This window comes from Olsenella sp. An293, assembly GCF_002159495.1.
Classification (GTDB): Bacteria; Actinomycetota; Coriobacteriia; order Coriobacteriales; family Atopobiaceae; genus Thermophilibacter.
In genome coordinates, this window is record NZ_NFIT01000007.1 from 72642 (window position 1) to 96438 (window position 23797).

A 23797-nucleotide genomic window follows, 5' to 3' on the forward strand; every position below is an offset into this window, starting at 1 on the left:
TCCAATCGCCTGCTTTTCCATGGATCGAAGGCCGGTTTTGTATCCGGCGAACGAGAAAAATGGATTGAAGCCTCATTTTGCAGAGCAAACCTCACCTCACTCCGAGTGCGCTTTCGACGATTCCCTTGCAAAAAGAGAATTGCAAAGTCTGCTTGTCATTTTTTGCAAAGCGTACTATGCTTATCTTGCAAAGCAGGCTTTGCATATCTCCAGCACGAGAGGAGGCCCATGCGAACGCGCATCAAGGAGCTGCGCCGAGCGCGCAAGATGAGCCAGGCCGAGCTCGCCGACGCCGTGGGCACCACGCGGCAGACAATCACGTCCATCGAGGTGGGAAAATACACCGCCTCCCTGCCGCTCGCCTACAGGATCGCTCGGTACTTTGGCCTCACGATCGAGGACGTCTTTGACTTTTCCGACATTGATGAGGAGCTGTGATCGCCATGAAGAACACCGCCGAAGCGCTGCGCACCACCATCCGCCGCCGCCTACGCCGCGAGAGAATCCTGCTTGCCGTTATGTTCGCCGCATGGGCGTCCCTGGTCGCGCTCATCACGACCGACGCGCTCCCCGCCCTGCACGGAGACGCACGCGTCTCGGGCTTCCTCTCGGGGTTCATGATGGGCATGTTCACCGTCGCCGCTGGCATCACCGCACGACAGGTCCTCAGCCTGAGCCGCGCCCTTCGCGACGAGGCTGAGCTGCGCCGCTTCCTTGCCCGCGAGAACGATGAGCTCCAAGCCCACCTCGAGCGAGAGGTCGCGCGCGCCTACGTGCAGCTGCTACCCGCGCTCGCCGTGGTGGCCGTCCTCGTGGGGGCGCTCGTGAGCTTTGAGTCCATGGTCTCCGTGGCGGCCACGCTGGTTTTTCTCGCGCTCGTCCTGCTCGCCGTGAAGATCTACTACAAGCGCGCCCTCGCGACCCCCGAAGCGGAGTAAAGTGGCGACGACGACCGTTTTCGCACGCGAAAGGAGCTCCCATGGACGAGGTCCTCGCCTATCTCAAGGTCAACCCCACCTACTTCCTGGCAACCGTCGACGAGGCGGGCAACCCGCAGGTTCGCCCCTTTGGGACCATCGCCAAGTTCGAGGGCAAGCTCTACATCCAGACCGGGCGCGTGAAGCCCGTCTCCGAGCAGATGCTCGCCCACCCGCGCGTGGCCATCTGCGCGACCGGCGCCGACGGCACGTGGCTGCGCGTCACGGCCGACGCCTTGCTCGACGACCGGCTCGAGGCGCGCGAGGCAGTGCTCGCGGAGTATCCCGAGCTCCAGCCCATGTACGCCGCCGATGACGGCAACTGCGAGGTCTTTGCGCTGGAAAACGTCACCGCCACGTTCTGCTCGTTCACGGCGGAGCCGTATACGATCCGCTGGTAGAAGCTCAGAAAGGGCGCCGGAGCCACCCCCAGGGGCCTCAGCTCCGGCGCCCGCCGAGGCGCGCCCCGGTGCGCGCCTCGTCCTTTGCAACCCCTCGCGCCCCTAGTCGAGACGGTCGCGGTCGTCGCGCCCGGGGAACTCGATGTGAATCTTCCCGCCGCGCACGAAGAACCAGATGACCACGATGACAAAGATCGCCGGCAGCAGCGAGAGCGCCCCAGCGACGATGTTCACCAGGAACGACACCACAAGCGACACGACAAACGCCACGACGAGCAGCGTGAGAATCAGGCCAATGAGCCCAGACATGCGTGCCTCCGATCACGAGTTTCCTAGGCGCAGTATACCCGTCCGCGCCACGCGACTCGCCTACAGCTTCACGCGGCTCCCCACGTGCAGGTAGCCCACGCGCTCGCGCAGCGTGTCGCGCAGCAGGGAAAACGCGTCGGTGCCGGTGCAATGGAACGTAAGGTAGCGCGCTTGGCGCGCGGCGAGCTCGGCCGCGAGCGCACGCGTGAGCTCCGGGTCCTCCACGGTGCCGCCGCTCGGGTCCATCAGGTGAAAGCCCGCCACGACCGCGTCGAGCGGACCGCTCGCCAGCTCCTCCGCGGCGTCCATGATGTTGAGGATGCCGCCGTGCGAGCAGCCGGAGACCAAGTAGCGACGGTCGCTCTCGACGATCAGCAGGCTCTGCTCGTGCAGGAAGCGGTCCGGAGCAAGCGCACCGTCACGCCGCTCCATCAGGCACCGGTTGGAACGCGCCGCCGGATGGTCGCGCCGTGCGGTCGAGAAGAGCGTGAGCCCGTCGCCCACCTCGCACCTCTCGCCCACCGTGACCACATGTGGGCCCGCAGCGAGCACCGGGTCCAGGCCGATCGCGTGATGGCGCTCCGGCGTGCCGGAGATGTGCTCCTCGAAGGCATGTTCGCGCACGTAGACGGGCACGTCGCGTCCCGCCTTCCCGCACGCGTCCAGAAAGGCACGCAGGCCGCCGCCGTGGTCGTAGTGCCCGTGGGAGAGCACCGCAAGGTCGGCCATGGTGACGTCCACGCCGAGCGCGCGAGCATTGGCGAGAAAGGCGTCGTCCGGACCCATGTCAAACAGGACGCGCCGTCCGTCGGCAAGTTCGAGCCAAAGCGAGAGGCCATGCCGGGCCGCCAGGCGGCTCGACGGCGTGCAGTTCTCCATCAGCACCGTGACACGCACGTTCTTCTCGCCTCCTAACCGCTGCACTGAGACGCTCCCCTCATATCATACGCCCGCGGACAAGTCGGCCGCGCTTGCCGAAGCGTCGAAAGCTCGGCCCACCGACGGGTATAAACGCCGATAAGCGCCAAACCCGGCACGAGGAGGTAACCATGTACTTTAAAAACATCCTGGTTCCCTACGACGAGTCCGACCACGCAAAGAGCGCCCTGCATATCGCGCTTGGTCTGGCCGGCCCCTACGAGACCGCGAAGGTGCACGTGGTGACCGTCATCCCCTCCTCGACCCTGCCCAATCCCACGCTGCTCGGAGACATTGGCCTCGACACACCCTATGCGGTCGGCGACCCCTCGACCTACGAGCGCATCCTCGAGTCGGTGGTGCAGAGCACGGTCGCAGACATCCAGAACGTGGTGGACGAGTCCCGCGACGACGCGAAGTGCAAGATCGTGGCCGACGCCGTCATCTCCGATTCCGCGCTCGAGGGGATCGTCGACTACGTCACGAGCCGCGACATCGACCTCGTGGTCATGGGACGCCGGGGCCTGGGCGCGCTGCGCGGCATGCTCGGCAGCGTGAGCTTTGGCGTGCTGCGCTCCGTCGACGTCCCGGTGCTCACGGTGAAGTAGCGGGCATAGCCCATCGCGCATCCGTCTTGGCGCCCCGTTCAGATTTGGACGGGGCGCTTTCGACGTGCGGCGAGGACGCCGCGTCAGCTACCGCAGCAGCGAGTTCGTCCCGCCCTCGAGCAGCTGGCTCGCGTAGCGCGTCACCTCCACAAGCGGCACAGACTGATCCGAAAGCAGCCACCAGCGATAGAGCGAGAAGAGCCCGCCGAGCCCAAACGCGAGGAGCATCTCCAGCTCCTCGTCCGGAACGTCCCCGTTCACGAAGCCGCGCTCGACGCTCTGTCGCGCCAGCGGGCGCGAGAGATGCTCGAAGAGCAGCTCAGAGGGCACATGCTCGCAAAAGCCTCGCCCCAGCGTCTCGTTTTGGCTCAGATGCTCGGCGAGCACGGCGAAGAAGGCGCGCAGCGGCGTCACGTCCGCGGCGGCCTCGACGCGCGCCCGCGTGGCCAGCTCGACCTCGTCGAGCAGCCCTGTGACCACATCGTCGGCGATGGCGTCAAGCAGCCCGTCCACCGACCCAAAGTGCTGGTAGAAGGTCTTGCGATCCACGTCCGCCTCGCGCGCGATCGCGCTCACGGTGATCTGTTCGAGCGGCACCTCCGTGATCAGCCGGTCAAACGCGGCGACAATGGAGCGACGGCTCCGCCGCACGCGACGGTCCCCCTGGCGATCGTTCTTCTCGCCCATCGTCATCGAGTGCCCTCCTTGGCCGACAGCAAGACGCGCCCCGCCCGGACGGACGAGACGCATCTATTGTTCCACAGCTGTGGGGGATTGTGGGTCGAGCCAGCCGGACGGCCGCCGCGCGCTACGCGTTGGGGGGCCTGCCCGCGCCAAGATGCGCGCCGAGCTCGGAAGATGCATCCATCGTATGTCTAAATCCAACTCCTCTTGCGGCAAGCGATCGTCAACGCGACGCCGGGTTGTGTGGAATAGCCCCCATGCTCCCTGCCTCCATGGAAGAGACATGCTCGTTATTCCACATGTGTGGGTTTTCACCTAACTGGGTATAAACAGAGCATCCCATCGAGCTCGCGAAAGGACCCAGCATGGCACTGACCCAGTCGGCCGAGCGCGCCGCGCTCTACAAGCTCATCGACTACGTGGATGAGGATCCCGAGGCCCGCATCCCCAAGATCATGGATACGATCGACAAGTACACCCCGGCGAGCGTCTTTCCCACCCAGCGAGCGGCGTTCCGCAGCGCCATCGACGACCGCAGCAACTGGTACCAGCTCATCCTCAAGGCCTTCCACCTCAATCCGGAGGTGCGCCGGCGCCTGCTCAAGACCTTCATCGTGGACGCCAACATCCTCGCTTGGCCCGTTCAGGAGAAGGCGCGCGACAAGTACGCGTGCAACATCCCGTGGGCCATCCTGCTTGACCCCACGAGCGCCTGCAACCTGCGCTGCACCGGCTGCTGGGCGGCCGAGTACGGGCACGCGCTCAACCTCTCCTACGAGGACATCTGCTCGATCATCGACCAGGGCCGCGAGCTGGGCTGCCACGTCTACATCTACACCGGCGGCGAGCCGCTCGTGCGCAAGGACGACCTCATCCGCATCTGCGAGAAGTACCCCGACTGCGCCTTCCTCTGCTTCACCAACGCCACCCTCATCGACGAGGCCTTCTGTCAGGACATGATCCGCGTGGCCAACTTCGTGCCCGCCATCTCGGCCGAGGGCAACGAGCACACCACCGACGAGCGTCGCGGCGACGGGACCTACGCCAAGATCGAACGGGCGATGGACCTGCTGCGCGCGCACGACCTGCCCTTTGGCATCTCCTGCTGCTGGACGCGCGCCAACGCGGACGCCGTCGCCACCGAGCAGAACATGGACTGGATGATCGAGAAGGGCGCGCTGTTCTGCTGGTACTTCCACTTCATGCCGGTGGGCCGCGCGGCATCCGCCGACCTCATGCCCACGCCCGAGCAGCGCGAGCGGATGTATCGCTTCGTGCGCGAGATGCGCGGCGTTAAGCCGCTCTTCACGCTGGACTTCCAGAACGACGGCGAGTTCGTGGGCGGCTGCATCGCCGGAGGACGTCGCTACCTGCACATCAATGCCGCGGGAGACGTAGAGCCGTGCGTGTTCATCCACTACGCCAACGCCAACATCCATGACGTGAGCCTGCTCGACGCGCTGCGGTCGCCGCTCTTCATGAAGTACTACCAGAGCCAGCCGTTCAACACCAACCACCTGCGACCCTGCCCGATGCTGGAGAACCCGGACGACCTGCCGCGCATGGTCGTCGAGACGGGGGCGCGCTCCACGGACCTCGTGGAGAAGGAGACGCCCGAGCAGCTGCGTGAGAAGACCGCGCCCGCGGCGGCCGCATGGGCCCCGGTGGCCGAGCGGCTGTGGGCAGACGAGGCCGACCCGCTGCACGAGACGCGCCAGCGCTGGAACGAGGGGCAGGCCGAGACCGACGTCACGCGCCTAGCACGGCTCGGCCGAGACCTCAGGACGCAGCCGGAGCCTCAGCTGTAGGTTCTTCTCGGCTGCTGGGGCGCGGCGGATGGACGGTCCGCGACTCGAAAACGTCCATCCGCCGCACCTCTTCTGTCAAGGTGCGGCGGATGGACGACCCGGGCCGCCAAAACGTCCTGTTGCCGCACCTATTCCGCCTGCGGCGTCACCAGCCACGCGCCCAGCGCCATGAGCGCCAGCGCGATTAGGAACATCGGCCCCGGCACCGTCTGGAACAACGCCAGTGACAGTGCCGCCCCGATGAACGGGTTCACGGCATAGTAGGCGCTCGTCCGGGCCGCACCCAGGCCTCGCTGGGCGAAGACGTAGAAGAAGATAGAGAGCCCATAGGCGACGAAGCCCAGCAGCAGGGCGGCGGCCGCGTCCGGAAGCGCCGGGAGCGCGTCGCCGGCGAGAAGGGCCACCGCAAGCGCGCCTGCGCCGGAGCCAAACCCCTTTACGACGACCACCTGGGCGGGGTCCTTCTCGGAGAGCCGACTCGTGCAGTTGTTTTCGACTCCCCAGCACAGGCACGCCCCGAGCACCAGCAAAGAGCCCGAGGAGAAGCTCAGCGCGCCGGCACCCTCGAGGCTGAGCAGCGCGCACGACGCCGTGATCACGGCGATGCCCGCCCAGGTGCGGGGCGCCACGCGCTCACGGAAGGCCGCGAAGGCGATGACCGCCGTCGCCACGATCTCGAAGTTGTTGAGCAGGGCCACGTTTTCGGGGGCGGCGTGCGTGAGGCCCGCCATGAGCAGAATGGGCGCCGCAATGTCGAGCAGAACCATGACCACGACGTAGGGAGCATCCGCGCGCTCGAGCGGAATCTCCTCGGACGTCGCGCGCCGCGCAACTGCCCGCGCCCCCGTCAGCACCGCCATCCCAGCGCCAGCGCCCAAGTAGAGCAGGGCAGCCATCATGTTGGGCGCGACGTTTCCCAGAAGCACCTTGGAACACGGCGTTGAGAGCGCGTAGAGGCACGCTGCCAGAAAGGCGGCCGCCACGAAGCGTCCGGCTGATTTCCGCGCCATGAGCCTCCCCTCCCGCACGTCCGCCGTGCCTGCAAGGATACACAAGTCTTCGACCGGGCCCGCGCAAGGCCTTCAGCGCTGGTTCATCTGCAAAATCTGCCTTCAGTCCATTTTCCCCGGCCTCCCGAAACAAAACCCGCCTTCGATCCATGCATTTTTCAGCCCGCGACGCGCCCATGACTAAGAAAACTTTAATTAATACAACCTTGGATGAATCTATCAGAGAATAGTAAGGCCGCGACAGCTCATTTCGCATGGATCGGAGGCGAGTTTTGATTCCAGCCACCGGGTAATATGGACTGAAGGCGGTTTTTGCAGACGGCGCAAGCGGAGACTAGCCTTCCAAAGGCGCGTCATCGAGATGGGAGTGCGCGTCGCCTCGTCCGATCCACTCGATCACGAGGTCGAACCAGTGCGCGACGTGCGGATTCACACAGTCGCACCAGCGCGCGGACTGCTCGGTCGCAAGCGAGAGCCCGTGGCGCCCTTCGTGGAACACGTGGCACTCATGGTCCACGCCGTGCGAGGCAAGCGCCTCGGCGTAGAGGTAGGTGTTGCGGACGGGGACCGTCTCGTCCGTAGCGGTATGCCAGAGGAAGGTCCGCGGCGTGTCGGGCCCCACCAGGTCCTGGGCGCGGCGCAGCGGCGAGCCGACGTCGCAGATACGCGCGGCGTAAGCGGAATCGGGCGGCCAGCCAGCGTCAAGATCGATGACGGGGTAGCAGAGCACCTGCCAGTCCGGCCGCGCGACGCTGGGAGAGACCCCCACTCGGGCGAGAAACGCCTCGTCGCGCATGACGCCCGCATAGGATGCGCAGAGGTGCGCCCCCGCGGAGCAACCGAGCACGCCGAGCCGGCCTCCGTCCACGAGCCACTCGTCCGCACGGCACCGCACCAGGGCGAGCGCCCGCGCCAGGTCGAGCTGCGGGGCGGGAAGCAGCGGCCCGGTCTCCGCGTCGTCGAGCACGGTGTAGTCGAGCACGAAGGCCTGGAGCCCGCGGGCGACGAGCGCGAGCGCGATGGGCTCGGCCTCCAGATCCGAGCAGAAGGCATACCCGCCGCCGGGGCAGATCAGCACCCCGGGGCGCCGACGCGAGACCTGCGCCTCGACATTGTCCTGCACGTATGCCGTGAGCGTGGCAGCCCTGGGCCCATAGCCCGCGCTCGGTAGCTCAATCTTCTGGACGCGCATCTTGCCCTCCCTTGGAGCCCCTCTTCCTGGCCAGGTCAGCCACGAGCACGACGCCCGCGATGACGAGAAGAACGACGCCTCCCGCCGCCAGCGCCAGGGCGACCATTGCCAGCGAGCCCGAAAAGGCCACTGTCGCCGGGAGAAACAGCAGCAGCCAGCCTCCGCCCGCGGCAGTGTCCACCGTGTCGAGGTATCCGACAAAACTCGTACGAGCTCCCCATACGGCGAGTAGGCCCAGCAGCAGGCAGACTGCTGCGGCTATGCCCAGGTAGCGCGCGACGCAGCGAAGGTCCGTCCTGCCGCCGTCCGATCCGCCACGGTCCGGCGAGACGGGCTCGCCGCCGTCCGACCTCTGGATGAACGGACCGTCGTCCACAAGGCCCCCTCTCGGATGCTTTGCCCCCCATTGTACCGAGCGGCGCGCGGCGAGCTGTCCGTGACCACCGAGGTTCTTGTCCTCCCTAGGGGACAAGAACGGCGTGCCGTCCGTGACCGCCGCCCGCTACGAGCCGGTGACGACGCGCTGCTCCTCCAGGACAGAGACCGAGACGCTCTGCACGCCCACGTCCTTCTCGTCCAGCGCGTCGCTGAGACCACGCGCGTCGGGAACGTCGCCATGGCCGACGATCCGCACGTAGACGTCCTCGCCGTCGACCTCGAGCCCCTCCACGCGGTAGTCGGAGCCGTCAAGCCACGCCGCCGTGACGTCCTGGACCTGCCGCTCGCGCTGCGTCACGCTGAGCACGTCCATGCTCGTGGAGAAGAGCAGGCCCACCACCACGGTCATCGCCAGCGCCACCAGCGCGTACCAGATCTGGCGCGCCTGGGCGCCCACCTCGGAGAGGCGCCGCGCCCCGAGGCCCATGAGCAGGTAGACGAGGCCGCCCATGACCTGGATGGCCAGGAAGTTGGTGAAGAAGAGCGTGAAGGCGCCCACCGCCGCACTCGGCACGCCCTCGTAGATGCCCGCGCCCACCACGCACAGCGGCGGCACGATCGAGGCCGAGATCGCCACGCCGGGCACCGCGTCGGGGATGTCGGCGCGCATCGAGGCGAGCGCCGCCATGAAGCCCGCGGCCAGCGCGATGATCAGGTCGACCAGGCGCGGCGAGACGCGGCAGAGCACCTGCGAGTTGGTCTCCATGTCCGCGGCCACGGGGATGAGCGCGGTCACGCAGGCCGACGCCACGACCACAAGCGCCATGCCAAACACCACGAGCGCGAGCGTGCGCAGGGCCTGACGCGGCCGGCCCATTGCGGTGGCGAGCGCCGTCCCCAGCATGGGCGACATGAGCGGCGCAATGAGCATGGCGCCGATGATCGTCGTGGCGGAGTCACTGGCGATGCCGGCGGTCGCCACGACCGTGGCCGCGAGCAGCCGCATGAAGAAGCTCGAGTACTGGCGCAGCGGCTCGTCCACGAGCATGAGCGTCGAGCGCTCGGCGCCGAGAAGAACCTTGCGATCGAGCTCGCCGCCCAGCAGCAGCCTTGAGATGGCGTTCATCGCGCCCCTTTTCGAGAGAGTCAACGCCGTCAATGATACGGCCTCGCGGCGCGGCGGCGGGCGGGCGTATCATGAGAGCAGCATCTCGTTGAATTGGAGTCCCCGTGAGCACGTCTGTCCCTCGCCGGTCCGCCCTCGGGCTCGGCCTTCTCGCACCCCTGGCTCTGGTCGGCTGCTCGACCAGTGGCGGCGCCGCATCGGGCGAGAAGGACGCCGGTTCGCAGGGCCTCTCGGCGCTCGGCGAGGCCACGCCCGTGCCGCTCGCGCACGCCACGCAGTTCACGCTGGACGCCTACGAGGGCGGGTGCCGGCTCGCATGCCTCGCCAGCGGGGACCGCTTCCTCATCGTGCCCGAGGGCGCCGACGCGCCGGAGGGCCTTCCGGCCGACGTCGCCGTGGTGCGCCAGCCGCTCGAGAGCGTCTACCTGGTCTCGACCGGCATGATCTGCCTCGTCGACGCCATCGGGGCGCTCGACGCGGTGGGCGTCTCGTCCGTTCGCGCCGAGGACTCCCCCGTCAAAGGGTTCGCGGAGCGCCTGGAGAGCGGCGAGATTGCCTACGGCGGCATCTACCGCGCCCCGGACTACGAGCTCATCGCCGCCGCGGGCTGCCCGCTCGCGATCGAGAACACCAACATCGACCACGTTCCCGAGGTGCGTGCCAAGCTTGAGGAGCTCGGCGTGACCGTGCTCATGGAGCAGTCGAGCCGCGAGGAGGACATGCTGGGCCGCCTGGAGTGGGTCCGCCTCATGGGCACGCTCTTTGGCCGCGAGGACGAGGCGACCGCGGTCTTCGACGAGATCGCAGCCGGCGTGGAGGCGGCCTCGCAGGGCGGCTCCACGGGCCGAACCGTCGCCTTCTTCTACATCAACGAGGACGGCGCCGCGGTGACGCGCCGCGCGGGCGACTACTTCTGCCAGATGATCGAGGCCGCGGGCGGCGCCTACGTGAGCTTTGACGCCACGGGCGCCGCGGACTCCTCCCCCACCACCATCACCGTCGAGATGGAGCGCTTCTACGAGGCCGCACACGACGCGGACGTCATCATCTACAACGGGACCATCGACGACGGGGTCACCAGCCTCGCCGAGCTGGTCAGGAGAAACGCGCTGCTCGCCGACTTCCGCGCCGTGCGCGAGGGAAGCGTCTGGACCTGCGACTCCAATCTCTACCAGCAGATCACCAGCATGGCGGAGATCATCTTCGACCTGCGCGCCGCCATCTCCGGCTCCGGGGAGCCGACGAGCTACGTCTGGAAGCTGGCCTGACGTGGGCTGCGGCGCGACAGTGCTCGAGAGGGGGCGCGGAGGCGAGAAGGGCGGAGCGTCGCGGGCGCTCGCCTTCGACCTCGTCGTTCTTCTCGGCCTGGCGGCGCTCTTCGTCGCGAGCCTCTGCCTGGGAAGCGTTGGCACCACGCCCGCAGACGTGCTGCGCATCCTCGCGGCGGGCCCCGGCGACGGCTCCACCGCGGCGCAGGTCATCTGGCAGATTCGCCTGCCGCGCGCCGTCGAGGCGGTGCTTCTGGGCGGTGCGCTCTCGCTCTCGGGCTTCCTGCTGCAGACCTTCTTTGCCAACCCCATCGCCGACCCCTTCGTGCTGGGCGTCTCCTCGGGCGCCAAGCTCGTGGTGGCCGTGGTCATGATCGTGGTGCTGGGGGCCGGGCAGGTCATGAGCCCGGGCGCCTCCGTCGTCGCGGCGTTTGCGGGGTCGCTTCTCACCATGGGCTTTGTGCTGCTCATCTCGCGACGCGTGCGCACGCAGAGCATGCTCATCGTCGCGGGCGTGATGGTGGGCTACATCTGCTCCGCCGCGACCAACTTCCTCGTGGCCTTTGCCGACGACCAGTCCATCGTGAACCTGGACAACTGGTCGCGCGGCAGCTTCTCGGGAGCCACCTGGCCTGACGTGGCCATCGTCGCCGTGGCGGTTCTCGCCATGGGCGCCGCCGTCTTTGCGCTCTCCAAGCCGCTCGGCGCCTACCAGCTCGGCGAGGCCTACGCGCAGAGCGTTGGCGTCGACGTCCGGGGGCTGCGCATGCTCATCGTCGCAGTGTCGAGCCTGCTCTCGGCCTGCGTCGCCGCCTTCTCAGGCCCGGTCTCGTTCGTGGGCATCGCCGCGCCGCACCTGGCGCGCCGCGGGGTGGGGTCGTCGCGCCCGCTCTACGTGACGCCGGCATGCTTTCTCACCGGCGCGGCCTTCTGCTGCGGGTGCGACCTCATCGCGCGCACGCTCTTCTCGCCGGTCGAGCTCTCCGTGAGCGCCGTGACCGCCGTCTTTGGCGCGCCGGTCGTGATCGCCCTCATGCTCCGCAGGAGGTCCCGATGACTGCTCATTGGGGACGTGTTTTTTCGTGCAGACAGAACGGGACAGGTTTGCCGCCGGGCGACGGCGGAAGGGGCCAAAACCTGTCCCGTTCTGTCTGCACGAAAAAACACGTCCCCAATGAGCAGAACGCGCTGGAGCTGCGGGATCTGGCGGTGGGGCACGGGCAGCGGGCGCTCGTGCGCGACGTCTGCCTGGCCGTGCGGCCGGGGCGGGTCGTGGCGCTCATCGGCCCCAACGGCTCCGGCAAGACCACGATTCTGCGCACCGTGGCGGGCCAGCTGCGCGCGCTCGGCGGCGTCGTGGAGCTCTTCGGCCGAGCGCTCGACGAGGTGCCGGCGACCGAGCGTGCGCAGGAGATGGCGGTCATGCTCACCGGCAGGCCGAGCACGGAGCTGCTCACCTGCCGCGACGTCGTGGAGGCGGGCCGCTATCCCTTCACCGGCAGGCTCGGCGTGCTGGGCGAGAAGGACCACGAGGCCGTGCGCGCCGCGCTGGAGGCCACGGGCACGGCAGAGCTCACCGAGCGCGACTTTGCCCACATCAGCGACGGCCAGCGGCAGCGCGTCCTTCTCGCCCGGGCGCTCAGCCAGGAGCCGCGCGTGCTGCTGCTCGACGAGCCCACGTCGTACCTGGACGTTCGCTCGCAGCTCGAGGTGCTCCAGCTGCTGCGGCACGAGGCGCGCGAGCGCGGCATCGCCGTCGTGGCGTCGCTGCATGAGGTCGACCTCGCGCAGAAGGCCGCCGACCACGTGATCTGCATCCGCGACGGGCGTGTGATGTGCCAGGGGGCACCCGACGAGGTCCTCACGGCCGAGCGCGTCGCCGAGCTCTACGACCTTGGGCCCGGAGCGTACGACCCCGCCTTCGGCAGCGTCGAGCTGGCGCGGCCGGAGGGCGATCCGGAGGTCTTCGTGATCGCCGGCGGCGGGACGGGCGCAGCGTGCTTCCGGCAGCTCGCGCGCGACGGCGTGCCGTTTGCGACGGGGGTGCTGCACGAGCACGACGCCGACGGGCTGCTCGCGCGCAGCCTGGCCGTACGCGCCATCTACGAGCGCGACTTCGAGCCCGTGAGCGAGCGCGCCGTGGCGCAGGCGCGCGAGGTCCTTCTTGGCTGCAGGCGGGTCATCTGCTGCGTGGGCGGCTTCGGCACGATGAACGCGCGCAACGCCGAGCTCCTCGACGCCGCCCGCGCCGCCGGCCTTCTGTCTGGCTGACAGTCACGTCGGGTTGACAATAACGTCAGGTTATATTGTCAAGCGAGGCGCTTGACAATATAACCTGACGTTATTGTCAACCCGACGTGACTGTCCCCAATTAGCAGACGCGGCAGAACTCGTCGACGAGCGCCTGGTTCTGGGAGAGAAGAACCTCGAGCGCCCGACGCGCCTCGGAAGACAGCCCCGCGGTCGGGAACTCGCGCGCCATCGTGATGTTGACGCGGGCATCGCAGATGTCGCCGAGCTCGTCCTGGACGTCCTTCATGCGCGCGCCCTCCGCCGCAGCGCCCGAACCCAGCAGGACGGCAAAGCTCTCGCCCACGTAGCGGACGCGCTTGGCCCGCTTGCGCAGGGTGTGCACCGCGTCGGCGTCCGCGCGGTCGACGGTCGCGTAGCCCTCGTCCACTACGCGCACGAGCTCGTTAAAGCTCGCGCGCACGTCGTCGAGCGTCACGCCGCGCCCGCGCACGCGGTCCTTCCACGGCAGCTTGCCCAGGCCCTTGCGCACGCGGCGCAGCGCCTGGCGCGTGTGCCTCCCGCGCATGACGTCGACCACGTGGTTGCGCTCGAGCTCGCGCAGCTCGGAGATCTTATCGGCCAGCTCGCCGCAGGGCACGTCGAGCGCGCGGACCTGGCGCAGCAGCACGTCGTACTCGCGCAGGCGGGAGGTCTCCACCACCACGGAGCGCAGCTCGTCCTGAAGCAGGCGGTGGCGCCGGCGCTTCAGGAACGGCGAGACAAAGACCAGCAGGCTCCGCAGCGTGCGGATGGAGATCCGGAAGCGATGGATGGTCTCTACGTCGTCGGGGTCGGCGAGAAACGCCTTGAGGCGCCGCTCCACGGTGTCGTCCCACTCGCGCAGCACGCGGGCAAGCTCCTTACGAACGTCCCCCATCGCAACCTCCGGATCGGGTTGACAATCACGTCAGGTTATATTGTCAAGCGCCTCGCTTGACAATATAACCTGACGTGATTGTCAACCCGACGTGATCGTCAACCTGTAACCTGACGGTCAACCGTCAAGCCAGCGACTGCATCCAGGCGATGTAGACGCTCGGGTAGTGGCCGTAGAGCACCTGCATCGGGTTCACGTCGGCGAGAAGGTCGTGCACGAGCGACACCACGCCGCCCGCGCTCGCCAGGTCCTCTGCCGTGGGAATCTCGCGCCCCAGATCCTCGACGAGCTTGTCCACGTGCTCGCGGTCCTCGGGCACGTAGGGGCACTCCACGCCCGTGTTGGCCTCGAAGACCTCGCACATCGCCTCGTACTTCTCGTCAAATCCCTCGTCACCGTAGCCGGGCAGCCACAGGTCGTGCCCGTAGCGCGTGTAGCCCCACGAGGCAAGCGGCAGGCGCGGCACCATGTCGCTCGGGTTCAGGATGTTGAAGATGTTGTCGTAGAGCGCATCGCCCGTGTTCTCCACGGTGGTGAGCTCGGGAGTGGCAAAGGTGTAGCAGTAGATGCTCTCCAGCGGCGCCAGCACGCGCAGGCCCAGCGTCATGTCGTCGGCGTAGGAGGCCGCGAGGTTGGCCGTCGCCGCGCCGCGCGAGTGGCCACAGAAGAGCAGCGCCACGTCATCGGTGCCGCCGTCGCCCGCCTCGCGCGTGATGCGCTCCGCGAGGTCGTCCACAATCTCGTTGGCGGCGCGCATGAAGCCCTCGTGGTCGATCGCGTCCATCTCGTAGTCCGCGGCGTCGCCCATGTTGAGGTCGCTCAGCCACTCCGAGCCGTAGCTGCCGCGCACGGACACCAGGTAGAGGGTCTTCTCGCGCCCATCGTCCGCCGTCACGCGCTTGGTCGCCACGGAGTAGGCCACCACGTCGTCCGTGCCGGCGAGAAAGTCCACCACCTCGTCGAAGATCTCGCTCCGGTACTGGTAGGACGCCGTGGAGATGTCCTCGAAGCCCAGCTCGGCCAGGGCCGCCTCCATGTAAGCCGGCGAGTCGGAGCCCTCCTGGTAGTAGCCGGACTCGGAGTTGGCCACGGCGGAGAGCACCGCGCAGGTGGTAGCCAGCTCGTGGTTGTACACGGTGGGGTCGGCAAAGAACCACTCGTCGTCCCAGGCGACCTCGGTGGAGATGGTCTCGGCGCCCGTGGCCATGCTCGTGAAGTCGATCTGCGCGGTGAAGGCGCCCGTGCGGCCAGTGGAGCCCTCGAGCTCCTGCGGAGCGCTCGGGGCAGAGACGGCTCCCAGGCCCAGGCGCTCCTGCTCCTGGCGGTGGTGCACCGCCACGGCAAGCGCCACGCCGGCCACCACCACAAGCGCCAGCAGGGCAAGAAGAACGCGCAGCCCCCAGCGGGGACGCCTCTTTCCAGCCTCGTCCGTCACGCGGCATCATCCTCGAACGTAGCGTCGGCGGCGTCCTCGAGAGCCTCCTCGCCGGCCACGACGTTGGCGGCGCGGCCGGCGCCGTCCACGCGCGCGGAGTCGTCCGGCGTGATCGTCATGGACTCAAAGCGATGCGCCATGTAGTCGTTGTCGTAGTGCTCGGCGTAGAACTGCTCGACCGGCGTGGTCTGCGGGATGCCGGACAGGCGCTCGAACCAGCAGTCCAGCGCCTCGAGCGTCATGACGCCGTTCACGAGCATGAGGACGGCGCAGATCGTGGTGAAGGAGTAGCGGATCTTCCACGGGATGAGGTTGATGAGCCTGAGCATCCAGGGCAGGCAGAACTTGATCCACACGAAGCCGAGCGCGCCCCACATGCACATGAAAAGCGCGCTCGTGCGCCCACCAAAGATCACGGCGATGGGGTCCGGGAAGAGCCCGAAGATCGTGGAGCCCGAGTAGTCCCAGGCCACGGCACCAAAGCCCATCTCCATGAACCAGGCCGTCGCCGCCTCAAAGAGGCCGCCGATGACGGCAGAGACCAGGAAGATGATCACCGGGTTGGCCTTGTAGAAGCGGTTGAGCGCCACCGTCATGAGCACGGCGCCAAACCCGTAGATGGGCGAGAAGGGCCCAAAGAGCAGGCCGGCACGGTCCTGAATTTCTCCGGGGACCACCACCGCGAAGTGATAGACGGTCTCGATGATGAGGCCGAGGAAGCAGCAGATCACGAAGACCCAGAACAGGTTGAAGAAGTTGAGCTCAATGTAGCCCTTGCCCTCGAGGTCGCGTCCGAGCATGCCCTCCTCGGCCGCCTCGCGGTCCACCATGTCCTGCATGCGCTTCTTGAGCGCGCGCTCCTGACGCAGCGACGGGTCCACGGTAACGGAGATCGCCACGAGGATGAGCAGCTGGATGGCATCGGAGATCAGTGTGGTGTCGATGCCCTGCAGCATGATCTTCAGCAGAATCTGAATGACCGAGGTGCCAATGAGCACGTGCGACCAGCGCACCGCGTTGCGCCGCCGGCTCTTGCGCAGCGAGTGACCAAAGACGAGCAGGGCCACCGCGTTTCCAATGGTCACGAGGTAGCTGATGACGAGAAGGACCACGGGCAGGGTGGGATCGGTGCCCACGATAATCATCGACGGATCGGTCTGGAGCGCCCATGCCATGAGGGCAGCAAAGATGATGACCGCAAACACGGTGAACACGCCGAGGACCGTACAGAGAACGCCGTAGAGGCGCATCACGAGCGGGATCTTCTCCCCCTCCGCGATATGGGCTGGCGTGGCGCCCGACTTCTCGGGCTTCGTCGGTTCGGACTGCGGATCAGGGGTCATACGAACTCCTCGGGAGGACTTTGGCAGATAGTCAGACAGAGTAACGATACCTGAAGAACGAGCACCTCAGACCGCGCATGACATCCGATTCAATTATTCAAGCGCTGGTTGATATTGGAGGGCGCGTTCTTCTCGCCGGCCCGCGCCAGCTGACCGCGACTAGACTAGGGACGATTGAAGGACTTCCACCGGAGTGGGGACATGAACATCAGACAGCTCGTGTTTTTCTGCCGTGCGGCGAGCGCTGGAAACTTCTCCGCAGCCGCAAAGGGGGAGGGCGTCACCGTTCAGGCCGTCTCGAAGTCGATTCACGAGCTCGAGGAGGAGGTCGGCGGGCGCCTCTTTGTCCGCGAGGGACGAGGGATGCGCCTCACCCAGCTCGGGAGCATGCTCCTCGAGCCGGCACTCAAGACCGTCGAGAGCTTCGATTCCCTCGAGCAGACGGTGGCGTCGTGGCAGAGCGCTTCCTCCAGAGAAGACCTCAGGCTCGCGCTCGTCACCCCTCCGTTCTCGAAGCACGAGTTCATCTGCGCCATCATCGCGCGCCTCATCACGCACTCGCTTGGGGTGGAGACCCACCTCTCCGTCTCGGTCGGAAAGAGCGCGCTGACGGGCCTTCGCGCCGGGGCCCTCGACGCCCTGTTCACGATTGGCGAGTTTGACGCCCCGGGCTGCACCTGCGTCCAGATTGGGATGGTCATGCCCGGGGTGTTCATGGGCAGGCACCACCCGCTGCGCGGCAAGCGCCCCCTGACCTTTGCCGACCTCGAGCCCTACCCCGTGCTCTGGTCGGAGGAGATAGACGGCTTCAACGAGACGATTCTCAACAGCTGCCTGAAGCACGGGCTCTCCTCCCCCCTCGAGAGCATCGGCACCAACGAGGAGGTGGTCGACTTCCTCGAGAACCGCAACGGCTACATCATGGGAGTCAACCTCAGGGCGCTGAGCATCGTGCCCTTCGTCATGATGCACGAGGTTGACCCGGAGCGCGCGCCCTCGATACCCGTCTGCCTCGTGATGCTCGACGCGCCGCAGAGGCCTGAGGTGGAGCGCCTCAACAGGTTTGCCCGAAGCGAGTTCTCCTTCATGAAGCGCCTCTTCAGCTCCGACAAGACGGTAGCCGGCAGCTAGCGCGCCGGGCATGCGCCGCCTCCGAAACGGCAGTTGACGCCACGCTGCACGCAGATGTGCGGACGTGACGCGTGCGGAAGTGACAGGCACTTTTGCACGCTGGACCGTGCAAAAGTGCCTGTCACTTCCGCACGCTTCCGCACGGTCAATGTCCGCGGACGTCAGCCGAGCCAGCGAAATCGGGTTATATTGGCAAGCGAGGTGTCCCCGCGCACGCCACGGGACCTAGCCCATAGGAGGCGCAAGCCATGACCAGCATCGCCATCGTCACCGGAGCGTCGTCCGGGCTCGGGCGCGAGATCGTCCGCCAGCTCGAGGGAGGAGCCTTCGGGAGGCTCGACCAGATCTGGACCCTCTCCCGCCAAGCCGAGAAGACCAGCCGACTCGTGCGTCCCTTCGCGCTCGACCTCACGGACGCCGACTCGTTCGACGTCCTGGGGGACGCGCTCTCCCGGACGCCCGACGCGCGCGTGGCGCTGCTCGTGAACAACGCGGGCTTCGGCACGTTCGGCGACTTCGCGGACATGCCCGCGCGCGACAACGCGGACATGGTGCGCCTGCTCATGCTGGCGCCCGTGGAGCTCACGTACCGCGCGCTGCCGTACATGGCGGCCGGGTCGCGCATCCTCAACGTGGCGAGCGTGGCCGCCTTCATGCCTCAGTCGGGGCTCGCCACCTACTCGGCGGCGAAGCGCTTCGTGCTGGACTTCTCGCGCGCGCTCGACGCGGAGCTCGGGGACGTGGACATCCACGTGACCGCGCTCTGCCCCAAGTTCATGCGCACGGGCTTTCTTGACCATGCGGGAGCGGGCGACGTGGCGGCGCGGATGGCGCGGCTCACGGGCTTTGAGGACGTGGGGCGCGTCGCGGCGCGCGGGCTCAGGGCGGCGCGAGAAGGACGCGCGCTCTGCATCCCGTCGGCTGACATGCGGGTGCTCTACGTGGCGACCAAGGTGCTGCCGTACCCGCTCGCGCTCGCCGTGGAGCGCGAGCTGCTGTAGCGCCGGGGCAACACCCCAGGTGCGTCACCCCAGGTGCCTGATTTCCGCCATCTGCGTACCGTGGTGCCTGATTTCCGCCATATGCGTAAAATCGGAACCAAAATCCGGTCATATGCGTGTCCCTCACACGCATATGACGCGATTCCGGCACCTGGCAAAACGTCACACCGCAGAAAAGGGGCGCGCATGGCCGAGAAGAACGTCCGCTGGGGCATCGTCGGCGCGGGGCGCATAGCCCACCGCTTCGCACGAAGCCTCGCGCACGAGCCGCATTCCGAGCTCGTCGCCATCAGCTGCCGCTCCGCCGGGCGGGCCGCTGCCTTTGCCGCAGAGCACGGCGTGCCGGAGGGAGGCACGTTCTCCGACGATGGCCTCGGGGGCGTGGCGGGCGCAGCCCACGCCGCCCTTCTCGCCCGGCCCGACGTCGATGCCGTCTACCTGGCGCTCCCCCACGGGATGCACCTCACCTGGGCCGTCGCCGCGCTGCGCGCCGGCAAGGCGGTCCTCTGCGAGAAGCCCGCGTGCGCGAGCGCGGCGGAGGCGAGCGAGGTCATCTCCGCTGCCCGCGAGACCGGCTCCCTCTTCATGGAGGCCATGAAGACGCGCTTCACCCCGCTCTACCGCCGCGTGCGCCAGCTCGTTGCGGTGGGTGCCATAGGCGAGCTGCTGCGCGTCGAGGCCCTGCTGGAGAACGACATGGGGGACCGCATCGCCCGGGGCGGGGACTACATGTCGGACCCCGTCGCCGGGGGCATCCTCCTGGACTCGGGCATCTACTGCGCCTCCTGGATCGAAGACTTCCTCGCCGGTCCGCTCGAGGTCACCTCCGCGAGCGCGCGTTGGGACCACGGGGTCGACTGCTTCGTCGACGCCGAGCTCTCGCTGGGCCAGAGGACGGCGCGGCTCGCCACCGCGGCCGACGTCGCCGGGCCCCGGACCGTGCGGCTCATCGGCACGGCCGGCGACATCGTGGTCGAGGACATGCACCGCCCGCAACGGGCCGTTCTTCTCGCCGGCGGAGGGGGACGCCGCGACATTGACCTCCCCTATCCCGTGGACGACTTCTACGACGAGGTCGAGCACTTCACGGGCCTCCTGCTCGCGGGGCGCGCGGAGTCCGACGTCATGCCCCTCGCCGCCACGCTGCGCTGCGCAGAGCTGCTCGACGCGGTGAGGGACGCCCTGACGACCCTCAACTAACGCTCCGCCGATGCCTTCGGCGACCTTGGGCGACCCGCGAGAGGGTACCTTAGACGTGCAAACGCGCGCCACGCGCACGACCCGAAAGGAAGAACATGGACGTTCAGGACATCATCGCCCAGGTCTCCGCGGCCCTTGCCGACGCCCCCGAGAAGCTCCAGGGGCTCGTCTCCGACCCCAAGGGCACCATCGAGGAGCTCACCGGCCACGACCTCGGCGACGTCGACCCCTCCGAGATCGTCGACGGCATCAAGAGCCACGTCGCCGAGGGCGGCATCGACCTTGGCGGGCTCGACCTCGGCAACCTCGCCGAGGGCCTTGGCGGCGCCCTCGAGAACAGCCCGCTCGGCGGCATCGCCGACAGCCTGGGCGGCCTCTTCGGCAAGAAGTAGGACGAGAAGGGCGCGGGCACGCCCGCACTTCTTTGCATTTCACAGGTTTCGGCCCGCACTTACGGCCCGCACTCATCCAGTGCGGGCCGTCGCGCACTTGTTGGGGGCACTTGCGGCCATCGCACGAGTGGACGCCCGCACTCAAGGGGCGCAGGCGTCATAACCGCCCGCACTTCTCGCCCGCACTCATGAGTGCGGGAGCCGCGACGGCACCGCCCCGTCCGGGTAGAATGGGCGCATCCGCCACGTCGCGAGAGGGGTCGTCATGAGCCTGAGCCTGGAGAACGTCCGCGTGTACACCCAGAGCGCCATCCGCATCGAGGGGGCGCGCGGCACCGTTGTCTACCTCGACCCCTTCTCGCTCACCGACGCCGAGGCGGCGCACGACGCGGACTACGTGCTGATCACCCACGCCCACTACGACCATCTCTCACCCGAGGACTATGCGCGCGTGGCGGGCGAGAAGACCGTGGTCGTGGCGCCGGCGAGCATGGCGGGCGAGGTCGCGGGGCTGGGCGCTGCCGCGACGCACCTCATGGCAGCTGGCGAGAAGATCGAGCTCCCCGGGCTGACCGTGGAGGCCGTGCCCGCCTACAACGTGGAGCCCGAGCGGCTGGCCATGCATCCGCAGGCCAACGGTTGGCTCGGCTACGTGCTCACCCTCGACGGCGAGCCCACGCGCTACTACGTCTCCGGCGACACGGACCAGAACCCCGACAACGAGTCTGTGCGCTGCGACGTCGCGCTCGTGCCCATCGGCGGCACCTACACCTGCGACCCGCGTCAGGCGGCGGCCTTCGTAAACGCGCTGCGCCCGGCCGCCGTGGTGCCCACCCACTACGGCAGCATCGTCGGCACCTACGCCGACTTCGACGCCTTCGCCGCCGCCGTGGACCCTGCCATCGCCGTCGTCCGCAAGCTCGAGCGATGATACGAAGGGACAGTCCTTTTCATCATTTCGCGGGAGATCAACATGTTTGGAAAGGCAGAGACAATGGCGCTGCTTGACCAGGCGGGGATCGCCTACGAGCTCTACGAGCACGAGGCGGTCTTCACCGTGGAGCAGGCAAATGCCGCGGGTATCCCCCATCCCGAGCTCGGCGCCAAGAACCTCTTCCTGCGGGACGACAAGCACCGCGCCTACTACCTCGTCTGCCTGCCGGACGAGAAGGACGTCTCGCTGCGAGAGGTCCAGGGGCGGTTGGGCTCGCGCCGCCTCTCGTTTGCCAGCGATAAGGACCTACGCTCGATGCTCGGCCTGGTGCCGGGCTCCGTCACGCCGCTCGGTGCGCTGAACGACGTCGAACACCGCGTGGAGGTTGTGATCGACCAGGAGCTCGTCGACGCCGGGCACGTGACCGTGCACCCGTGCGACAACACCGCGACCGTCCTTCTCGCCACCGCGGACCTGATTGCGCTGCTGCGCGAGCACGGCTGCACCGTGCGCGTTGTCGACCTGTAGCGCCCCGTTAATTCGAGACGCAGAGCGTCTCGAATTGTGCACTCACTGCGCGCACTTTTTGACGCGCTGCGTCAAGAATCTCCAAGCCAATCAGAATTGTGAACGCATCGAGTTCACTATTTGACCTCCGCAGGCTTCTCGTTCTGATCCAAAAGGGGGCTGTCCCCTTTTGGATCACTCGAAGTGCCGGACGTCCTTCTCGAGGTAGCGGCGCTTCTCGACCGTAGGGCCAAGCGCGTTGATGACTGCGTAGCGCGGGCAGCTGCGACCGTGGTCGTTGATGATGCCGCAGGCCTGCAGGTGCGAGTAGACCGTCGTGGGGCCCAAGTACTTGAAGCCGCGTCGACGCAGGTCGGCGGCCACGCGCGTGGAAAGGCCGTTGCTCACGGGAATCCATCCATCAGCGTGCTTGTTGTAGAGGATTGTCTTGCCGTCCGAGAAGCCCCAGAGGTAGGCGTCAAAGCTGCCGAACTCCTCGCGCACCCGCTGGAAGCACTGCGCGTTGTTGATGATGGCCTCAACCTTGCGACGCGAGCGGATCATGCCCGGCGTGGCCAGAATGCGATCGACGTCGTCCGGACCAAACCCGGCCACCGCATCAAAGTCAAAGCCCGCAAAGCACGTCCGCATGACCTCGCGCTTGTGCAGCATCATGGTCCAGTTGAGCCCGCACTGCATGACCTCGAGCGAGAGGTACTCGAACTGCGTGCGGTCGTCGTGCACCGGCACGCCCCACTCCTCGTCGTGGTAGCGCAGGCAGAGCTCATCGGTGGTATCCCAGTCGCAGTAGGACATGCGGTCCCCTGTTCTTCTCGACCTTGACAAGCCTATTATCTGACAGAGAAGGAAGTCGAACATGCCCAACACTGACTTTGACATCGAGCGCTTTGTCCGCGCGCAGGACGGCGGCGCCTACGAGCAGGCGCTCGCCGAGATTCGCGCCGGCCGAAAGCGGAGCCACTGGATCTGGTTCGTCTTTCCGCAGGTGCGCGGGCTCGGGCGCAGCGCCATGGCGGAGCGCTACGGCATCGCCAGCCGCGCGGAGCTTGACGCGTACGTCAACCATCCCCTGCTCAGGGCGCGCCTGGTCGAGATTTCACGCGCACTTCTCGCCCTTCCGGGAAGCGACCCCGTTGCTGTTCTGGGGAGCATCGATGCCCTCAAGGTCCGCTCGTCTATGACGCTCTTCGGGCTCACGGGCACAGACCCCGTCTTTAGCGCCGTGCTGGACAAGTACTACGCCGGCAGCCGCGACGAGCTCACGCTGCGAATTGTGAGCGAGAGCTGGGGATAACCGAGGGGAGCCGGCGCACAGAGGTGCCGGCATCGCATCTACGATCTACAGGCGATGGGTAGAATACGGATATCTGCACAGCCGCTCTGAAGGGGGTCTCGTATGCCCGTCATCTCGATCTTTCTCGGAATCAAGATCATGATGTACTACGACGACCACAACCCCCCTCACTTTCATGCTAGCTACGCTGGATTCGATGCTCTTATCGACATTCGTCGCGGATGCGTCATGAGCGGTTCCCTGCCTGGCAGACAGCTCAAGTTCGTGCTTGCCTGGGCGGAGCTCCACAAGGACGAACTCATGCAAAACTGGGAACTCGCCGCCGCAGATCAAGAGCTCAACCAAATCGTCCCCCTCGCGTAGGAGGCATATCATGGAGTACATTCCCGCGGTCGTGCAGGCTGTCCCTGGCAACAACTTCACCGTCTACGCCTACTTTTCCGACGGGACGGTTCGTCTTGCGGACATCAAGCCGCTCATTGCTCGCGGCGGCGTATTTGCCCCCCTCGCTGATGAGAACGTCTTCCGCAGCAGGATAACCGTGCTCAATGATGCGGTTGCTTGGGATCTCGAGGGCAACCGGAACGAAACGGCGTGCATCGATCTCGACCCTGTGAAGATGTATCGAGAGAGCCCCGTCGTCGACGACCCGCTCGAGGCGGTTGCCTAGCCGGCAGGACTCTTGTCGCTT

28 protein-coding genes are annotated in these 23797 nt (G+C 67.1%); 17 read left to right on the plus strand and 11 right to left on the minus strand.

Annotation, left to right across the window (positions count from 1 at the left end; genetic code table 11):
• Positions 1-228 precede the first annotated feature (228 nt).
• From B5F85_RS06040 to B5F85_RS06050, 3 genes are read left to right on the plus strand one after another with little or no spacing between them, the layout of a single operon-like run.
• Positions 229-438 (plus strand): helix-turn-helix transcriptional regulator, encoded by a 210-nt coding sequence (locus B5F85_RS06040; protein WP_087315390.1) that lies wholly within the window; start codon positions 229-231, stop codon positions 436-438.
• A 5-nt stretch (positions 439-443) separates the two neighbouring features.
• On the plus strand, positions 444-938 hold the full coding sequence (locus B5F85_RS06045; protein ID WP_143786141.1) for a hypothetical protein: 495 nt from the start codon (positions 444-446) through the stop codon (positions 936-938).
• Positions 939-979: 41 nt separating this feature from the next.
• The gene (locus B5F85_RS06050) at positions 980-1378 is read left to right on the plus strand and encodes a pyridoxamine 5'-phosphate oxidase family protein (protein ID WP_087315394.1); all 399 of its coding nucleotides are present in this window, start codon (positions 980-982) and stop codon (positions 1376-1378) included.
• 102 nt (positions 1379-1480) lie between these two features.
• On the opposite strand, the gene B5F85_RS06055 is transcribed toward B5F85_RS06050, so the two are convergent.
• Both B5F85_RS06055 and B5F85_RS06060 read right to left on the minus strand, forming a co-directional pair.
• Positions 1481-1687, minus strand: a complete 207-nt coding sequence (locus B5F85_RS06055) for a hypothetical protein (RefSeq protein ID WP_087315396.1) — start codon at positions 1685-1687, stop codon at positions 1481-1483.
• Between the two features lie 60 nt (positions 1688-1747).
• Positions 1748-2611 carry an MBL fold metallo-hydrolase gene (locus B5F85_RS06060; protein WP_143786142.1) on the minus strand — a complete coding sequence of 288 codons (864 nt, stop codon included), beginning with the start codon at positions 2609-2611 and terminating at the stop codon, positions 1748-1750.
• Positions 2612-2736: 125 nt separating this feature from the next.
• Here B5F85_RS06060 and B5F85_RS06065 point away from each other — a divergent pair, with 125 nt between their 5' ends.
• Positions 2737-3213, plus strand: coding sequence for a universal stress protein (locus B5F85_RS06065; protein WP_087315401.1), 477 nt, complete (start codon positions 2737-2739; stop codon positions 3211-3213).
• 87 nt (positions 3214-3300) lie between these two features.
• Here B5F85_RS06065 and B5F85_RS06070 read toward each other — a convergent pair whose 3' ends face one another.
• Complete coding sequence (locus tag B5F85_RS06070) at positions 3301-3900, minus strand: TetR/AcrR family transcriptional regulator (protein WP_158094563.1); 600 nt, start codon at positions 3898-3900, stop codon at positions 3301-3303.
• Between the two features lie 362 nt (positions 3901-4262).
• Between B5F85_RS06070 and B5F85_RS06075 the strand changes: the two genes are divergently transcribed.
• Positions 4263-5705 carry a radical SAM protein gene (locus B5F85_RS06075; protein ID WP_087315404.1) on the plus strand — a complete coding sequence of 481 codons (1443 nt, stop codon included), beginning with the start codon at positions 4263-4265 and terminating at the stop codon, positions 5703-5705.
• 128 nt (positions 5706-5833) lie between these two features.
• Here B5F85_RS06075 and B5F85_RS06080 read toward each other — a convergent pair whose 3' ends face one another.
• From B5F85_RS06080 to B5F85_RS06095, 4 genes are all read right to left on the minus strand, one after another.
• Positions 5834-6715: a DMT family transporter gene (locus B5F85_RS06080; RefSeq protein WP_087315406.1), complete on the minus strand. Its 882-nt coding sequence runs from the start codon at positions 6713-6715 to the stop codon at positions 5834-5836.
• 334 nt (positions 6716-7049) lie between these two features.
• Positions 7050-7907 carry an alpha/beta hydrolase gene (locus B5F85_RS06085; protein WP_087315408.1) on the minus strand — a complete coding sequence of 286 codons (858 nt, stop codon included), beginning with the start codon at positions 7905-7907 and terminating at the stop codon, positions 7050-7052.
• A complete protein-coding gene (locus tag B5F85_RS06090; RefSeq protein ID WP_087315410.1) occupies positions 7888-8283 on the minus strand; it encodes a hypothetical protein in 396 nt (131 codons plus the stop codon). Before B5F85_RS06090 ends, B5F85_RS06085 begins: the two co-directional genes overlap by 20 nt.
• Positions 8284-8409: 126 nt before the next feature.
• Positions 8410-9411: a DUF389 domain-containing protein gene (locus tag B5F85_RS06095; RefSeq protein ID WP_087315412.1), complete on the minus strand. Its 1002-nt coding sequence runs from the start codon at positions 9409-9411 to the stop codon at positions 8410-8412.
• A 104-nt stretch (positions 9412-9515) separates the two neighbouring features.
• On the opposite strand from B5F85_RS06095, the gene B5F85_RS06100 reads away from it, so the two are divergent.
• The 3 genes from B5F85_RS06100 to B5F85_RS06110 all read left to right on the plus strand — a co-directional run bounded on the left by B5F85_RS06100 (position 9516) and on the right by B5F85_RS06110 (position 12950).
• Positions 9516-10679, plus strand: coding sequence for an ABC transporter substrate-binding protein (locus B5F85_RS06100; protein WP_143786143.1), 1164 nt, complete (start codon positions 9516-9518; stop codon positions 10677-10679).
• Between the two features lie 19 nt (positions 10680-10698).
• Complete coding sequence (locus tag B5F85_RS06105; protein ID WP_204204661.1) at positions 10699-11736, plus strand: iron ABC transporter permease; 1038 nt, start codon at positions 10699-10701, stop codon at positions 11734-11736.
• Positions 11737-11888: 152 nt separating this feature from the next.
• Positions 11889-12950 (plus strand): ABC transporter ATP-binding protein, encoded by a 1062-nt coding sequence (locus tag B5F85_RS06110; protein WP_158094564.1) that lies wholly within the window; start codon positions 11889-11891, stop codon positions 12948-12950.
• Positions 12951-13050: 100 nt separating this feature from the next.
• Here the strand turns inward: B5F85_RS06110 and B5F85_RS06115 are convergent, their stop codons facing one another.
• From B5F85_RS06115 to B5F85_RS06125, 3 genes are all read right to left on the minus strand, one after another.
• A complete protein-coding gene (locus B5F85_RS06115; protein ID WP_087315420.1) occupies positions 13051-13848 on the minus strand; it encodes a CHAD domain-containing protein in 798 nt (265 codons plus the stop codon).
• A gap of 124 nt (positions 13849-13972) precedes the next feature.
• A complete protein-coding gene (locus B5F85_RS06120) occupies positions 13973-15283 on the minus strand; it encodes a hypothetical protein (protein ID WP_087315422.1) in 1311 nt (436 codons plus the stop codon).
• Positions 15280-16626 (minus strand): putative ABC transporter permease, encoded by a 1347-nt coding sequence (locus tag B5F85_RS06125; RefSeq protein ID WP_087315424.1) that lies wholly within the window; start codon positions 16624-16626, stop codon positions 15280-15282. The genes B5F85_RS06120 and B5F85_RS06125 overlap by 4 nt, the downstream gene beginning before the upstream one ends.
• 201 nt (positions 16627-16827) lie before the next feature.
• Between B5F85_RS06125 and B5F85_RS06130 the strand changes: the two genes are divergently transcribed.
• From B5F85_RS06130 to B5F85_RS06155, 6 genes are all read left to right on the plus strand, one after another.
• Complete coding sequence (locus B5F85_RS06130; protein WP_087315426.1) at positions 16828-17757, plus strand: LysR family transcriptional regulator; 930 nt, start codon at positions 16828-16830, stop codon at positions 17755-17757.
• 248 nt (positions 17758-18005) lie between these two features.
• The gene (locus B5F85_RS06135) at positions 18006-18758 is read left to right on the plus strand and encodes an SDR family NAD(P)-dependent oxidoreductase (RefSeq protein ID WP_087315428.1); all 753 of its coding nucleotides are present in this window, start codon (positions 18006-18008) and stop codon (positions 18756-18758) included.
• A gap of 186 nt (positions 18759-18944) precedes the next feature.
• A complete protein-coding gene (locus B5F85_RS06140) occupies positions 18945-19958 on the plus strand; it encodes a Gfo/Idh/MocA family oxidoreductase (protein WP_158094565.1) in 1014 nt (337 codons plus the stop codon).
• A gap of 95 nt (positions 19959-20053) precedes the next feature.
• A complete protein-coding gene (locus tag B5F85_RS06145) occupies positions 20054-20350 on the plus strand; it encodes a hypothetical protein (RefSeq protein WP_087315432.1) in 297 nt (98 codons plus the stop codon).
• Positions 20351-20615: 265 nt separating this feature from the next.
• Positions 20616-21281 carry an MBL fold metallo-hydrolase gene (locus B5F85_RS06150; RefSeq protein WP_087315434.1) on the plus strand — a complete coding sequence of 222 codons (666 nt, stop codon included), beginning with the start codon at positions 20616-20618 and terminating at the stop codon, positions 21279-21281.
• Positions 21282-21323: 42 nt separating this feature from the next.
• A complete protein-coding gene (locus B5F85_RS06155; protein WP_087315436.1) occupies positions 21324-21812 on the plus strand; it encodes a prolyl-tRNA synthetase associated domain-containing protein in 489 nt (162 codons plus the stop codon).
• Between the two features lie 174 nt (positions 21813-21986).
• Here the strand turns inward: B5F85_RS06155 and B5F85_RS06160 are convergent, their stop codons facing one another.
• The gene (locus B5F85_RS06160) at positions 21987-22607 is read right to left on the minus strand and encodes a DNA-3-methyladenine glycosylase I (RefSeq protein WP_087315438.1); all 621 of its coding nucleotides are present in this window, start codon (positions 22605-22607) and stop codon (positions 21987-21989) included.
• Positions 22608-22668: 61 nt separating this feature from the next.
• On the opposite strand from B5F85_RS06160, the gene B5F85_RS06165 reads away from it, so the two are divergent.
• From B5F85_RS06165 to B5F85_RS06175, 3 genes are all read left to right on the plus strand, one after another.
• A complete protein-coding gene (locus B5F85_RS06165) occupies positions 22669-23106 on the plus strand; it encodes a DUF1810 domain-containing protein (RefSeq protein ID WP_087315440.1) in 438 nt (145 codons plus the stop codon).
• Between the two features lie 102 nt (positions 23107-23208).
• Complete coding sequence (locus tag B5F85_RS06170) at positions 23209-23469, plus strand: DUF4160 domain-containing protein (protein WP_087315442.1); 261 nt, start codon at positions 23209-23211, stop codon at positions 23467-23469.
• A 10-nt stretch (positions 23470-23479) separates the two neighbouring features.
• Positions 23480-23776, plus strand: a complete 297-nt coding sequence (locus B5F85_RS06175) for a DUF2442 domain-containing protein (protein ID WP_087315444.1) — start codon at positions 23480-23482, stop codon at positions 23774-23776.
• Positions 23777-23797: the final 21 nt, after the last annotated feature.